The 14,501-nt window shown below is 60.0% G+C and carries 16 protein-coding genes; 12 read left to right on the top strand and 4 right to left on the bottom strand.

Annotation, left to right across the window (positions count from 1 at the left end; translation table 11 throughout):
- Positions 1-77: 77 nt before the first annotated feature.
- The 9 genes from FOY56_RS07785 to FOY56_RS07825 all read left to right on the top strand — a co-directional run bounded on the left by FOY56_RS07785 (position 78) and on the right by FOY56_RS07825 (position 7,777).
- Positions 78-917 (top strand): DUF2059 domain-containing protein, encoded by an 840-nt coding sequence (locus FOY56_RS07785; RefSeq protein ID WP_146345276.1) that lies wholly within the window; start codon positions 78-80, stop codon positions 915-917.
- Positions 917-1,726 carry a DUF2059 domain-containing protein gene (locus tag FOY56_RS07790; RefSeq protein WP_146345277.1) on the top strand — a complete coding sequence of 270 codons (810 nt, stop codon included), beginning with the start codon at positions 917-919 and terminating at the stop codon, positions 1,724-1,726. The genes FOY56_RS07785 and FOY56_RS07790 overlap by 1 nt, the downstream gene beginning before the upstream one ends.
- Positions 1,727-2,039: 313 nt before the next feature.
- Entirely contained in the window at positions 2,040-2,675 is a 636-nt protein-coding gene (locus tag FOY56_RS07795) for a 50S ribosomal protein L21 (protein WP_146345278.1), read from the top strand.
- 11 nt (positions 2,676-2,686) lie between these two features.
- On the top strand, positions 2,687-2,956 hold the full coding sequence (gene rpmA / locus FOY56_RS07800) for a 50S ribosomal protein L27 (RefSeq protein ID WP_146345279.1): 270 nt from the start codon (positions 2,687-2,689) through the stop codon (positions 2,954-2,956).
- A 179-nt stretch (positions 2,957-3,135) separates the two neighbouring features.
- Positions 3,136-3,744: a LysE family translocator gene (locus tag FOY56_RS07805; RefSeq protein ID WP_146345280.1), complete on the top strand. Its 609-nt coding sequence runs from the start codon at positions 3,136-3,138 to the stop codon at positions 3,742-3,744.
- On the top strand, positions 3,741-4,271 hold the full coding sequence (locus FOY56_RS07810) for a GNAT family N-acetyltransferase (RefSeq protein WP_146345281.1): 531 nt from the start codon (positions 3,741-3,743) through the stop codon (positions 4,269-4,271). Before FOY56_RS07805 ends, FOY56_RS07810 begins: the two co-directional genes overlap by 4 nt.
- Positions 4,272-4,306: 35 nt before the next feature.
- Positions 4,307-5,341, top strand: coding sequence for a GTPase ObgE (gene obgE, locus FOY56_RS07815; protein WP_146345282.1), 1,035 nt, complete (start codon positions 4,307-4,309; stop codon positions 5,339-5,341).
- Positions 5,329-6,435: a glutamate 5-kinase gene (gene proB / locus FOY56_RS07820; RefSeq protein WP_146345283.1), complete on the top strand. Its 1,107-nt coding sequence runs from the start codon at positions 5,329-5,331 to the stop codon at positions 6,433-6,435. Before obgE ends, proB begins: the two co-directional genes overlap by 13 nt.
- A gap of 79 nt (positions 6,436-6,514) precedes the next feature.
- Complete coding sequence (locus FOY56_RS07825) at positions 6,515-7,777, top strand: glutamate-5-semialdehyde dehydrogenase (RefSeq protein WP_146345284.1); 1,263 nt, start codon at positions 6,515-6,517, stop codon at positions 7,775-7,777.
- A 7-nt stretch (positions 7,778-7,784) separates the two neighbouring features.
- Here FOY56_RS07825 and FOY56_RS07830 read toward each other — a convergent pair whose 3' ends face one another.
- Positions 7,785-8,381 carry a histidine phosphotransferase family protein gene (locus FOY56_RS07830; RefSeq protein ID WP_146345285.1) on the bottom strand — a complete coding sequence of 199 codons (597 nt, stop codon included), beginning with the start codon at positions 8,379-8,381 and terminating at the stop codon, positions 7,785-7,787.
- Positions 8,382-8,410: 29 nt separating this feature from the next.
- Between FOY56_RS07830 and FOY56_RS07835 the strand changes: the two genes are divergently transcribed.
- The 3 genes from FOY56_RS07835 (at position 8,411) to olsA (ending at position 10,301) form a co-directional block, all read left to right on the top strand.
- Positions 8,411-8,593, top strand: coding sequence for a DUF3553 domain-containing protein (locus tag FOY56_RS07835; protein WP_146345286.1), 183 nt, complete (start codon positions 8,411-8,413; stop codon positions 8,591-8,593).
- Between the two features lie 116 nt (positions 8,594-8,709).
- Positions 8,710-9,474 carry an L-ornithine N(alpha)-acyltransferase gene (gene olsB / locus FOY56_RS07840; protein ID WP_146345287.1) on the top strand — a complete coding sequence of 255 codons (765 nt, stop codon included), beginning with the start codon at positions 8,710-8,712 and terminating at the stop codon, positions 9,472-9,474.
- The gene (gene olsA, locus FOY56_RS07845) at positions 9,471-10,301 is read left to right on the top strand and encodes a lyso-ornithine lipid O-acyltransferase (protein WP_146345288.1); all 831 of its coding nucleotides are present in this window, start codon (positions 9,471-9,473) and stop codon (positions 10,299-10,301) included. The genes olsB and olsA overlap by 4 nt, the downstream gene beginning before the upstream one ends.
- An 18-nt stretch (positions 10,302-10,319) precedes the next feature.
- On the opposite strand, the gene FOY56_RS07850 is transcribed toward olsA, so the two are convergent.
- From FOY56_RS07850 to FOY56_RS07860, 3 genes are read right to left on the bottom strand one after another with little or no spacing between them, the layout of a single operon-like run.
- The gene (locus tag FOY56_RS07850; protein ID WP_146345289.1) at positions 10,320-11,360 is read right to left on the bottom strand and encodes a lipocalin-like domain-containing protein; all 1,041 of its coding nucleotides are present in this window, start codon (positions 11,358-11,360) and stop codon (positions 10,320-10,322) included.
- Positions 11,350-13,761 carry an ABC transporter permease gene (locus FOY56_RS07855; protein WP_146345290.1) on the bottom strand — a complete coding sequence of 804 codons (2,412 nt, stop codon included), beginning with the start codon at positions 13,759-13,761 and terminating at the stop codon, positions 11,350-11,352. Before FOY56_RS07855 ends, FOY56_RS07850 begins: the two co-directional genes overlap by 11 nt.
- Positions 13,758-14,411 carry an ABC transporter ATP-binding protein gene (locus FOY56_RS07860; protein ID WP_246139439.1) on the bottom strand — a complete coding sequence of 218 codons (654 nt, stop codon included), beginning with the start codon at positions 14,409-14,411 and terminating at the stop codon, positions 13,758-13,760. Before FOY56_RS07860 ends, FOY56_RS07855 begins: the two co-directional genes overlap by 4 nt.
- Between the last annotated feature and the right edge of the window lie 90 nt (positions 14,412-14,501).

The following is a 14,501-nucleotide window of genomic DNA, read 5'->3' on the forward strand; positions in this document are numbered from 1 at the left end:
AAGGGCCGATTTTGAAAGGTTTCGCCTGAATGCGATTTTTCATTGCACCCAGGTCAGGAAGAGCTAGGTTTTCAGACATGAGACATATGCGTTTGCTTCGCCCGGCGCTGATCGCGCTGACCTTTTGTGTTTTGGTCTTTCAGTCCGGCTGGGCCCGGGCTGCAGATCGCGACCAGATCACCGCGTTTCTGCAGGTGACCGGCTTTGATGTGGCTCTCGACAGTATATCCTTGTCCGCCGCCAGCGCCCCACAGATGCTGGGCATCGATCCTGGCGCTTTCGGATCCGAATGGACCCGGCTGAGTGAACAGGTCTTTGACACTGCAGAGATGCGCTCGCTGGCCATCGATATTCTGCAACAAACCCTCAGCGACGCGGCTTTGGGACATGCTGCAGCGTTTTATGCATCGGATCTGGGGCAGCGTCTGGTCGAGGTCGAAAATGCGTCTCATATGATGGACGACGACCAAAAGCAGGACGAAGGCAAGCGGCTGGTGTCTGAAATGGTGCGCGCTGGCGACGCGCGGCTGCAGGAACTCAAGCGGATGAACGCGGCGATCGGGGGCGTTGATTCCAGTCTGAAGGCCCTGCAAGAGATACAGTTTCGCACCCTGATCGCGGCCAGCAGCGCAGGCGTGGTGGAACTGCGGATCGACCCCGACGAATTACGCGCTGTTCTGGCCGAAAACGAAGCCGAGATGCGCATCGCTCTGCAGACATCGGCGTTGGCTGGTGCGGCTTATACGTATCGAGACTTCCCCGATGATGAGATCACCGCTTATACGGATGCACTCGAAGATCCGCTGATGAAGGAAGTTTACGAACTGCTGAATGCCGTCCAGTTCGAAATCATGGCCAACCGGTTTGAAGTTCTGGCCGGACGCATGGCGGGAATGAAGCCGGGGCAGGACATCTGATGTTGCGCGGGCTGGTCGTTTGCCTGCTGATCGGCCTCAGCGGCCCCGTAATCGCAGATAGTACAGCGACAGACCTGGCGCGGATTCTCAGACTTGGCGACGTGGCTCAGGTTCTGCGCGACGAGGGCATCGCCTATGGGCAGGATCTTGATCACGATATGTTGGCAGGCGCAGGCGGTGCCTTTTGGGAAGATCAGGTTGGCACAATCTACCGGCCCGGTCGCATCGAAACTGCGGTGACGTCCGCCCTTGATACAGGGATGACTGCCCCCGAGATCGAAGCCGCCTTTGCCTTCTATGCCAGTCCCGAGGGACAGGAAATCGTGTCTCTCGAAACCACGGCGCGGATCGCCATGGCAGATCCCGAAGTCGAAGACATTGCGCGTCGGTTTGCCCGTGACATGCGCGACGCTGCGGATCCGGCGCTGGATCCGATCCGGCGCTACATCGACCTCATGGATCTGGTCGAGCGAAACGTAGCAGGGGCGATCGAAGACAACCTTCTGTTCTATCGCGGCATGGTGGACGGCGGCGCACTGGATCTGAGCGACGGACAGATTGAAGACACCGTTTGGGGGGACGAGAGTGCGATCCGCGCGGATGCGCAAGACTGGGTCTATGGCTATCTGCTGATGGCCTACCGACCATTGTCCGTTGCACAGATGACGTCCTATCTGGACTTCAGCGAAAGCCCGGCGGGGCAGGCGCTTAACAGTGCCATGTTCGAAGGGTTCTCGGTGGCCTATCGCCAGATCTCTTATGAGCTGGGCCGGGCCCTGGCCCGAGCAATGCACAGCACAACCCTGTGATTGACCGACTGACCGGCTTCTTTCTTGTCTGAAGTACCCCAGGGAGTTTGAGGGACAGCGTCCCTCATCCCATATTCGGAATGCGCCGCCGGCGCGCAATTTGATCCCGTCAGCGCCCAACGTGCCGACCATCGGGAAACCTGTTGACACCGTCCCGGGTTCTGACCATAAGCGCGCATCCCGGCCCGAGTCCGTTCGCGCCGGGTTTCGTTATCAATACGGCCCTCAAAGGGCGCGCTGTTCGCGGTGGCAAGATGCCAAAACGTCCGGATGATCCGGGGACCACAGAACGCGGTAGAAAAAGGAAGCACGCATGTTCGCGGTTCTAAAAACCGGCGGCAAACAGTACAAGGTTCAGTCGGGCGATACGCTCCGGGTGGAAAAACTGGCTGCCGATGCAGGTGAAAAAATTCAATTCAACGATGTTCTGATGCTGGGCGGCGACGCACCGGTCGTCGGCGCACCGTTCGTCGCAGGCGCGGCCGTACAGGCCGAAGTGATCGACCAGATCAAAGGCGAGAAGGTCATCAACTTTGTCCGTCGTCGTCGTAAGCACAGCTCCAAGCGCACCAAGGGTCACCGTCAGAAGCTGACACTAGTTCGCATCACGGATATTCTGGCCTCGGGTGCCGACGCGTCTGGCGTCAAGGCTGCCACGGGAACCGGCGCTGTTTCTGCCACACCCGTTGCTGCAGCTGAGCCCGCCGCCAAAGCCCCCAAGGCCAAAGCTGCACCCAAGAAAGCGGCCGGTGCGGACGATCTGTCGACGATTTCCGGCATCGGTCCGGTCATTGTCAAAAAGTTGCACGCCGAAGGCGTGACAACGTTCGCGCAGATTGCTGCGTGGACTGATGCAGACGTCGAAGCTATCGAAGCGAAACTGTCGTTCAAAGGTCGTGTCGGTCGTGAAGACTGGATCGCACAGGCCAAAGAACTGATCAAAGGCTAAGGAGAGACAGAATGGCACATAAAAAAGCTGGTGGTTCCTCCCGTAACGGTCGCGACTCAGCGGGTCGCCGCCTTGGCGTGAAACTTTATGGTGGTCAGGCCGCCAACCCGGGCAACATCATCGTGCGTCAGCGCGGTACCAAGTTCTGGCCGGGCGAAGGCGTCGACATGGGCAAGGATCACACGATCTTTGCGGTCGTCGACGGCGCAGTGAAGTTCCACAAAGGCCTGAAAGGCCGCACGTTTATTTCGGTTCTCCCAGTGGCGGAGGCCGCAGAGTAAGCCGTACCCGAAGACGACTGAAAAATTTGGGGATCGGCGTAACCCGCCGGTCCTTTTTTTCGTTTCTGGACCCGTTTGCGATCAAGGAGCCGAAAGATGCCGACAGACCTTTGCCAGAGTTTCGCAGCCGTGTTCGATCCGGACGCGTCTCTTAAGCTGGCCGCAAAGAGAAGCCCGGCATGAGCGTCGCCACAGCCAGTTTCCTTGTTTTTGCCGCCAGTCAGGTGGGAACGCCTGGCCCGGCGAACATGGCCCTGATGGCGACGGGGGCGCGATTCGGGTTTCGGGCGGCATTGCCTTTTGTGGCTGGGGTGGCTTTGGGCAAACAGGTAATCATCTGGCCCATCGGCTTTGGCCTGATGGAACTGGCAGGACGTCTGCCGGGGCTGTTTCTGGGGCTTAAATGGATATCTGCAGCCTATATCATATGGTTGGCCTATAAAGTCGCGAACCTGCGACTGACGCCGGGCGGCGCGGCGGAACAGGCACCGGGGTTTCTGGCAGGTCTGGTGGTTCATCCGCTCAATCCTAAGGCCTGGGCAATGATCATTGCAGGTTTTACCGGTTTTGTCGCACTTGGAACCCCCAGTCTGGAAGCAACGGCCATCATCGCTATATGCTTGTTGTCCTGCCAGGTGGTGCTGCACCCGCTCTGGACGTTGGCAGGTGACAGGATGGCCCATGCCATTGTGGGCACCGGCTATGAAAAATATTTGATGTGGACACTGGCGGCTTTGACTGTTGCGTCCGTTTTCTTTGTGTTGTTCGGAGGAGGAACTGACATATGACCCTCGATCACATCTTGAACCAACCGGTTATTCAGGTCGAGACCTGTGTTCTGCGTCCTTTGCGCAGATCAGACATGGGGCTGATCGAACACTATGGCGGTGACCCGCGCGTGGCCAACATGACCACATCGATCCCGCATCCCTATCCTCCGGGGGCGGCGGAAGCTTTTGTAACGCGGGCCATGTCGCATGACCGCGAAGAAGACATCTGGGCCATTGACGGATTAGGCGGGGCCGAGTTGAAAGGCGTGATGTCGCTGACAAAGATGGATCGCGACCAATCCGAAGTCGGATACTGGACGGCGCCGATATTCTGGAACTCTGGCGTGGCCTCGGATGCGTTGCAGGCGCTGATTGATGCCAATCCACAGGGCAACAAAACCATGTTTGCCAGCGTGTTTCAGGACAATCTGGCCTCGGCCCGGGTTCTGACTCATTGCGGGTTTGAATATCTGGGCGACGCCGAAAGCTTTTCGGTCGCGCGCGGCGCAACCGTACCGACTTTCACCTATAGCCGAAAACTTTGATTGTGGCCTGACCGGCCTTTGCGTAAGGACATCCCATGAAATTTCTCGATCTCGCAAAGGTCTATATCCGCTCGGGTGGCGGTGGCTCCGGATGCATCAGCTTTCGGCGTGAAAAATATATTGAGTATGGCGGCCCTGACGGCGGCGATGGCGGCAAAGGCGGGTCGGTCTGGGCCGAAGCGGTCGATGGGCTGAACACGTTGATCGACTTCCGCTATCAGCAGCATTTCTTTGCAAAAAGCGGACAGCCTGGCATGGGCCGTCAGCGCACCGGCAAAGACGGCGACGAAATCGTTCTGCGTGTTCCCGTCGGGACCGAGATTCTGGATGAAGACCAGGAAACCGTTATTGCCGATATGACCGAGGTCGGCCAGCGCGTGCAACTGGCGCGCGGCGGCAATGGCGGGTTCGGCAACCTGCATTTCAAATCATCGACCAACCAGGCCCCGCGCCGCGCCAATCCCGGTCAGCCGGGTGTCGAGCGGACGTTGTGGTTGCGGCTGAAGCTGATCGCCGATGCGGGCCTTCTGGGGCTGCCCAATGCCGGTAAATCGACCTTCCTGGCGGCCACGTCGAACGCCCGGCCCAAAATCGCAGATTATCCGTTCACCACTCTGGCCCCGAACCTTGGCGTTGTCGGTGTGGATGGGGCAGAGTTTGTGATTGCCGACATTCCGGGCCTGATCGAAGGTGCCCATGAAGGGCGCGGCCTTGGCGACCGGTTCCTGGGCCATGTTGAGCGCTGTTCCGTGTTGTTGCATCTGGTCGACGGTACATCCGAAACCATCGCCGAGGATTATGCCACCATCATAGGCGAGCTTGAGGCCTATGGCGGCCATCTGGCTGACAAACCCCGCGTAACTGCCTTGAACAAGGTCGACGCCTTGGATGATGAAGAACGCGATGAAGCAAAAGTAACGCTGGAACAGGCCGTTGGTCGATCTGTTTTGATGATGTCAGGTGTGTCCGGTGAAGGTGTGACGGACGTTCTGCGCGCTGTGCGGGCCGAGATCGCCGAAGATCGGTTGCGCCTGAAACCCGTCGAAGAGGAAGACCAGTGGCGTCCCTGACCCAAGCCCGCCGTCTGGTCGTCAAGATCGGATCAGCTTTGCTGGTCGATCGGGCCACGGGGGCTTTGCGTGAGGACTGGCTGCGCAGCCTGGCGGCAGATGTGACCTGGCTCAAAGAGCAGGGCGCGGACGTCATTCTGGTGTCATCCGGGTCAATCGCATTGGGGCGGGGCGTGCTGGGATTGCCGCTGACAGAACTGCCGTTGGAACAATCACAGGCCGCCGCCGCTGTTGGCCAGATACGTCTGGCGCGTGCCTATGAAGAGGCGCTGGCCCCGCACGGGATCACCACGGCTCAGATCCTTGTCACGCTGGAAGACAGTACAGACCGACGCCGGTATCTGAACACCCGCGCCACGCTGGAAACGCTTCTGGGATTGGGCGTGGTGCCGATCGTCAACGAAAACGACACCATCGCAACGGACGAGATCCGCTATGGCGACAATGACCGACTGGGGGCCCAGGTCGCCGTTACGGTTGGGGCTGACCAGTTGATCCTGTTGTCGGATGTCGACGGGTTCTATACCGGCAACCCTGCGACAGACCCGAATGCCACCCGCTATGACGTGATTGACACGATCACGCCCGAAATCGAAGCGATGGCTGGCGACGCCGGATCGGGTCTCTCCAAAGGTGGGATGAAGACCAAGCTGATGGCCGGAAAGATGGCCACGGATGCCGGTTGCGCCATGGCGATTACAGAAGGGTCGCCTTTGAACCCGCTGAAAACGCTTGAAAATGGTGCAAATGTCACATGGTTCACCGCACAACTTGATCCTCAGGCTGCCCGCAAACGCTGGATCGCCGCGATGAAGCCCCGGGGTGTAATTGTCATAGACGCCGGGGCAGCGCGCGCGCTGTGTAACGGCAAAAGCCTGCTGCCGGCCGGGATCACCGACGCCACTGGCCGTTTTGGGCGCGGCGACCCGGTCGCGATCACCGGCCCTGACGGTCGCAAACTGGGGCAGGGTCTCAGCCGCTATACAGCCAGCGAAGCGCAGGCCATCAAGGGCCGCCACTCGGGCGAGATCGAAACCGTGCTCGGTTATCCCGGCCGTGCGGCTTTGATCCACCGTGATGATATGGCGCTTTGATGCTTCTTTCTTGTTATAAATACCCAAATCCCGCCACTGCCGCTTACGCAACGGCCCGGACACTGAAAGGCGTGCCCAGATGAAAGACATCGACAATATTCCCGCCCTGATGGCCGATATCGGGGTGCGCGCCAAAGCTGCCGCTGCCGACCTTGCCTTCGCCAGTGCAGAACGCAAGCATGCCGCCCTGATCGGGGCCGCCGAAGCCGTGTGGAACAACCGGGCCGATATCATCGCCGCCAATGCAAAAGACATGGACTATGGCCGGGACAAGGGGCTCAGCCCCGCCATGATGGACCGTCTGATGCTGGACGAGGCGCGGATTCAGGGCATCGTCGATGGCTTGCGGACCGTCGCCGAACAGGCCGATCCGGTGGGTGAGGTGATCGCCGAATGGGATATGCCGTCGGGTCTGAATATCCGACGCGTGCGGACGCCCTTAGGAGTGATCGGCGTGATCTATGAAAGCCGGCCCAACGTGACGGCGGATGCCGGGGCGCTGTGTCTGAAATCCGGCAACGCGGTGATCTTGCGCGGCGGGTCAGAGAGCTTTCATTCCTCCAGTGCAATCCATGCCTGTCTTGTTCAAGGCCTGAAGGCCGCGAACCTGCCCGCAGACGCAATCCAACTGGTTCCAACCCGCGACCGCGCGGCGGTATCTGAATTGCTGACCATGATCGATTATGTTGATGTGATCGTGCCACGCGGCGGCAAAGGGCTGGTCGGCCTGGTGCAACGCGAAGCGCGCGTGCCGGTCTTTGCCCATCTTGAAGGGATCGTGCATATCTATATCGACAAGGCGGCGGATCTTCAGAAATCGCTCGACGTGGTTCTGAATGCCAAGACCCGACGCACCGGGATCTGTGGGGCTGCCGAATGTCTGCTGGTGCATCAGGACGTGATCGACAGTATTGGCCGCCCGGTGATCGAAGCCCTTCAGGCTGCCGGAGTGGATGTGCATGCCGAAGGCGCGTTGGCGCTGGATGGCACGACACCCGCGACGGATGCGGATTGGGGCAAGGAATTCCTCGACAAGATCATCGCGGCAAAGCCCGTGACCGATATCGACGCTGCTATCGCTCATATCCGCCAATACGGGTCGCAGCATACGGATTGCATCCTGACCGAGGATGATGCCGCTGTTGCGCGCTTCTTTGAACGGCTGGACAGCGCGATTCTGATGCACAACGCATCAACCCAGTTTGCGGATGGCGGAGAATTCGGGATGGGGGCTGAAATCGGCATTGCGACCGGTAAAATGCATGCGCGTGGCCCGGTTGGTGCGGCGCAGCTGACCAGCTTTAAGTATCTGGTGACCGGCGACGGAACAGTTCGCGGCTGATCCGCCACTAGAACCGCAATGTCACCTCGGTGTCACTGTGCGTGACGGACACCCTGCGCCCGATGTCGGCGGCGACCTCGGGCAGCAGGGCGAATTGCACGACTGCGGGCGTCAGGTCTGCTGCTGTGTCTGCGGTATCCAGTTTGGACCACAGGTTCTGATCGATGCTGACCATTTCTCCCTTGCCGCAGACCATCCAATGGTCGTCTTCGACGCGGATCTGAACCTGACCGCCGTAAGGCAGTGCGGTTTCACAACATTGTAGTGCCAAGAACGCCAGCCGGACCTCGGCCCTGGGGTGCGGCTCTAACGGCCCCCACAGCGCCTGTACGCGCGTTCCGCGATACACATCGTTCAGGACCGAACAGATTTCGGTCCGGCCCATGGATTGATCGCCAGCCGCACCATAGGCGATGCGAAAAAAGCGGATCCGGGCACCGGCATTGCCCGCGCTGTCAGCAATCAGGTCAAATTCAGGTCCCTCAGCCGCGCCGGTCAGTTCCAGCAGTTCAAGCCCGTTGGCAATTGCCCCGATCGGGCTGATCAGATCGTGACAGATCCGCGACCCTATCAGCGCGGCTAGATTGGTCCTATTGTCCCCCATATACACTTCTCCCAACCGGACGGATGCCCATGTCTGATCTAAATGCGTTTCTCACCCCTGGCATGCTGGTGCGTCACCCCGATTGCCCGGATTGGGGGCTGGGGCAGGTGCAATCAAACATCGGCGGCAAGATCACCGTGAATTTTCGCGAGCAGGGAAAAGTGGTGGTTGATGGAAACCGCATCACCCTGACACCTGTCTTTGATTCCTGAAATCTGTTGAAGATGTGTTAACGCAGGCCGCGGCCAATTGCGGCAGGTTGCAATCTAAGGTCCGGATGCGGTATCAGCCCGTTAGAATTCCCCAACGGTCGCGAGCCTGAAAACGCATGTCCGACAGCGGCCCCACCTTCACCGTCAAAATCGCAGAGACTGATGCAGAACTACGCGCCGCGCAGGCCTTGCGGTACGAAGTTTTCGTGCGCGAACTGGGCGGTGGCGGTACCATGGTAGATCATGACGCGGGTATCGAGAGGGATCGATTCGACCCCTATTTTGACCATATGATCGTGACGGATGTCAGAACCGGCCAGGTTGTCGGTGTATACCGCCTGTTGCGCGACGATCAGGCGCAAGAGATCGGGCAGTTCTATTCTGAAGACGAATATGACCTGACGGTTTTGAAGAACAGCGGTCGCAAGCTTTTGGAACTTGGCCGGTCCTGCCTGCATCGCGATTTTCGCAGCGGGATGGCGATGTATCATCTTTGGAACGGTCTGTCCGACTATGTGACACGGCACAAGATCGAGGTCTTGTTCGGTGTGGCCAGCTTTCATGGCACAAATATTGCCACTTTGGCCAAGCCGCTGTCGATGTTGCACCACAATCATCTGGCGCCGCCAGATTTACGGGTGCGCGCGCAGGCAGAGCATTTCCAGTCGATGGACCTTGTCCCCGAGGATCAGCTGAACCGGCGATTGGCAATGGTTGAAACTCCCGCGCTGATCAAAGCCTATTTACGGCTTGGCGGTTTTGTGGGCGAGGGTGCCTATATCGATCATGACTTTAACACCACAGATGTTTGTCTGATCCTCGACACATCGCGGTTGAATGAACGTCAGCGGCGGATTTATTCGAACGAGCGTGGGACATGACCACAACCTGGCAGAGCGAAGATGATCCCGAGCATTTCACACCGGGGTTTGCCGACTGGTTGCGGATCGTGCCGCGCGCGCTGGCGTTGATCGTGCTGATACTGGTTTGTTTGGTTCTGCTGTTGCTGATCCGCCTGATCGAACGGCCTGTGTTCGGTCTGGGTCGGCCAATCACGCCACACATCACGCAGTTTGTCTGCCGCAACGCGTTCCGTATTCTGGGCATGGGGTTTTCGACCACAGGCACGTTGATGACAGAACGCGGCGCAGTGGTGGCCAACCACAGTTCGTGGCTGGACATCTTTTCGCTGAACGCCAGAAAGCGGATCTATTTCGTGTCGAAAGCCGAGGTCGCAAACTGGCCCGGGATCGGGTGGCTGGCCAGAGCGACCGGTACAGTATTCATCGAACGCGATCCAAGACAGGCCAAGGCGCATACCGACCTGTTCGAGGCCCGACTGAAGGCCGGTCACAAGCTGCTGTTCTTTCCCGAGGGCACGTCGACCGACGGGCTGCGGGTGCTGCCGTTCAAGACCACGTTGTTTGCGGCGTTCTTCACGGATCATCTGCGTGACTTCATGTATGTTCAGCCTGTCACGGTAATCTATCATGCCCCGAAAGGTCAGTCGGAGCGGTTTTATGGCTGGTGGGGCGACATGGAGTTTGGCGAACACCTGCTCAAGACGCTGGCGGCTCCACGACAAGGGTCGGTCGAACTGGTTTATCATACGCCTGTCAAAGTGGCGGATTTTGCCAACCGCAAGGCTTTGGCAGCGCATTGCGAGGCGGTTATCCGGGCCGGTCACGAGGCGCATCTGAATGTCTGACGCGCCCGTGTCCGGTAATCAGTATCCGGTCATTTCAAGATAGCCCCGTCCCGTGTGGCTTCCGGTCACGGAAACCGGCCCTTCCCAATAGGCGAATGCGGTGCCCATCCAACTGTTGGGGTTTAGCGCCATCACCTGCGCATCCAACCCGCGTTCTGGTACGTAAACGCGCCATCGGGTCGGGACCTGCCGACCCGCAACCTCGGTCGTGCCCAAGGGGTCCGCCTGAAACGCGCCGTGCGGCAGGGCGGTTGCTGTTCCATCCGCTGCAATCCACGTACCCGAAGTGAAATCGCCCTGCGCGCCCCGCAGGATAAACCCCATCAGGCGCTCACCATCGTCGAACGACAGTGAAAACCAGTCCCACCCGGTCTGATCCTCGGCCAGCGGTTGCGACGACCACTCGCGATCCAGCCAGCCATCCCCGGTCACGCGGACCGGGCCGTCAGGCAAGTGCAGCACGCCGTCGATCTGATAGGCCGGTTGCGAGTAGTAATAGCTGGCCTGACCCGCCTCGGACTTGACGGAATACCCGTTATCGCCGTGCCGGATAAGCGCGCCGTCGGCCTGCATCCGCAGATCATACGAAAACACATCACCGCGTGCGACCAGACGCAGGTCTGACAGGTCGTCTCCAGCCATTTGCCAGTCGTCTATCCAAGCATCAAAAGGGTGCGCCGTGACACCCGCCTGACCGATGCCACCGCGCGCCAGACGTTCTGCAAAATAATGCTGTGTCGGGGTCGTCAGACCAGCATGGCCCATCCAGACCTGCGGGCTTTGCCAGCCTTCGGCCTCGGTTGGCGCCAGGGCGGATCGAAACAGCGTCCACTGGATCCCATAGTCGACGCCATCTTCGCCGGTCAGGGTCGCCGTCAGATACCACCATTCGATGCGGAAATCCGGATGCGGACCGTGATCTCGCGGGAACTGCAGGTCAGTGCCCCGTTGCGGCGTCGCAAATCCATCGGCGTCGGTGCCCAATCCGGCAAAGCCCTGGGCCTGGGTCAGGGTGCCCAATGCCATCAACACCGCAATCAACAAGGCCTTAACGGGCATCGGCAAACACCTTCAACAGATCAGAGGGCGGCAGGCGGTATAGTCGGCGCGCCGGGATCACCGCGGCCAGACCGGCTGCCAGCAACGCCAACAAGAACAGCCGCAGCCAATCCAGCGGGAAGAGATACATGGGCAATCGCCAGCCAAATGCCTCGACATTTATCACTGCCAGAAGAACCCAGGCCAATCCAAGCCCCAGCGGCAAAGCAATCAGGGCGGTAAGGGCGGCAAGGGCCAGACTGCGCACCACTTCCAATCGGGCCAGCTGCGACCGGGTCATCCCCAGCGCCCAGACCGGGGCAAGTTGTGGAAGGCGCAGCGACCAAAGTGTCAGCAAGCTTGTCAAGATCGCGAACCCAGCAACGCCAAGCGTCAGCAAGTTCAGCGCCCCGGTGACGACGAAAGTTTTGTCAAACACCTCCATCGAGCGCGCCTTGAGCCCGGCCTGATTGATCAGGGCCGTCGAAGGCAGATCAAACCGGGTCTGCAGTTCCTGTGACAGGGCGCGGACGCGATCAGGCGCCACGCGGATGCCAAAGCGCCGGTTCGGAACGTCACGCGCATGACTTAACAACGCGTCCAGCGAGACGATGGCTTGACCGGTCGGGTTGCCATAATCGGAATAGACCCCGGCGACAGGCAGGCTCCATTTGGGTGAAATGGTCAACGTATCACCGGGCCAGATCTGAGAGCGGCGGGCGAGTTGTTCGTTGATCAGCACACCTGTGCCAGAGGCCACCATATCCCAAACGTCAGGCGTGTAGGCGAGCAGGGGCCAGTTGTCGCGATACGTGGCGTGATCACGGATGCCATAGACGAACAACGGGGTGCCTGCGTGGCTGAATTCGAACGACCGGATCGGCAGAACCGCGTCGACCTGCGGGGTCAGCCAGTCTTCGATCGCGGCCCCCTGAGCGTCATCGCGCGCAGTCACGTACAACTCGGATGCAAGACGCTGATCCAGCCATCCGGTAAAGGTCAAACGGAAGCTTGAAACCATCGTGCCAACGCCGATGTTGGCGGCCAGAGCCAGAAGCAGGGCCATCAAGGCCAGCGAAACACCGGGCAGTTGGGCGCGCAGATCGGCCCAGATCCATTCGGAGATCGGCCCATTTGCCGTGCGCGCACCAAGTCGCAGGATCAGGCTTAGTATCGGCGCCAGTATAAGGGCCGCCCCCAGCATCATGCCCGCGAGCAGGGCAAACCCGGCCACCAACCCGTCGAACAGCACCATCGCCACAACGCCTGCCAGAAACAGCGCGATGCCGATGACGGCCATAATCCGGTTGGTCCGCCGCGCGCCCGCAGCCCAGGATTGCAAACCTGGGGCCGCCAGAAGTGGCATCCGCCACAACCGCCACAGCGCCTGCACACTAGCCAAACCGGTGCCAAGTATCGCCATACCAAGACCGCTGGCCACCCATTCAGGCCTAAGGTGCAGCGTGTTCGCGGCTGGCACGCCATAAAGCCCGCGCAATGTGGTCGAGACATCCGGTAGCAACGCCCCGGCAATCGTATATCCGGCGGCAAGCCCCAGAAGGCCGGCAATGACGGCAAAGATCATAAGTTCGGCGACAGCCAGAACCGTCAGGCGACGCAGCGGCAGGCCCAGGGCACGCAGGGTGCGAAACATGGCGCGGCGTTGTTCAAACGACAGGCCGACCGTGCCGTGAACGATGAACAAACCAACGGCAAATGCCAGCAGGCCAAACGCCGTCAGGTTTAGATGGAAGCTATCGGTCAGACGATCCGTCTCACCCGAGGTTTGTGTGCTGCGTCGCAAGTTGGGTGCGATATCAGCAAGCGGCGGTATCCCGGCAGATTGCACGGGCATCACCCGTAGCCGGTCAATTTGGCCGGAGCGGTTCAGCAGCTGCTCGGCGATGCCAATATCCGTCAGGACCACATCGGGGGGAACATTGGCGGTTTCGATGATCGGGGGAAGGTCCGGCAAATGTGCAAGACTTGCTGCAGTCTCCGGTGACGCAAACAGACGGCCCGGCGGGGTCAGAACATCGGCTGCTTGAAAGTTCTGCGCGGCCTCGGGAGCCGCAAAGGCAGGCAGATCGGCAGAGCTTAGCAAGTCAACGCCCAGCACGCGAAAGCTCTGACCCTCGCGGCGCAGGGTGCCATCAAGCACAGGGCTGACTTGCCATCCGGCGCGGCGCAGTGCGACGTATTGGGAAACAGCGATCGGCCCGTCCAGGGCGGTCAGGATTTCGGTTCCATCGACACCCAGTTGGACTGCGGCCTGCGCATAGCTGGCACGGGCTTCGGCGTTGATGGCCTGAACGGCGGACCACAGCGCTGTCGCCAGCGCCAAACCGGCAATCAGGGTGAAAAACTGCACCGGATGGCGCCGCCAATGGGACCAAAAGGCCAAAAGCGCCATACGGGTCATGCGATCTTTCCGCCGCTCAAGTGAACGTGGCGGTCAAGTCGGTCTGCGATCTGCCTCGAATGCGTAACCAGAAACAGGGCCGTTCCGCTTAGGGCGACCAGATCCAGCATCAGATCCAAAACGGCACCGCTGGCGGTTTCGTCCAGATTTCCGGTGGGCTCATCGGCCAAAAGAAGGGCAGGGCGACCGGCAAGGGCCCGGCCAATCGCCACGCGTTGTTGTTGCCCGCCAGACAGGTGTTCGGGATACCGATCGGTCAGGTCAGCCAAGCCCAGACGGCCCGTCAGTTCCTGCAGCCAGGCGGTATCCAGACGTCCGGCCATACGGGCATGAAAGCTGAGGTTCTGAGCGACGGTGAGCGATGGGATCAGGTTGAACTGTTGGAAGACAACGGCGACCGTATCGCGTCGCAGGGCTGCGCGCCCGGTATCGTCAAGGCTGGACAGGGCGGTTCCGTCGACCGTGATTTCACCACCATCGAACGCATCCAACCCGGCTGACAGATGTAGAAGCGTGCTTTTGCCACTGCCACTTTCGCCGGTCAGGGCCACAGTTTGACCACGGTTCAGTGTCATGGAAACATCCCGCAGGACGGGGCGTGCGTTGGCTCCGTCATAGGTCTTGGTAACATTGCGAATATCGAGGAGCACCGGGACCTGCCATTCTTGCCCGCCACGCGGGATTTGCCTTCCGATACCGAAGCATAGCACGCGAACCTGCTCCGGCAACCGTGCGCCATT

The sequence above is a fragment of the Falsiphaeobacter marinintestinus genome (genome assembly GCF_007923355.1).
Lineage (GTDB): Bacteria > Pseudomonadota > Alphaproteobacteria > Rhodobacterales > Rhodobacteraceae > Phaeobacter_A > Phaeobacter_A marinintestinus.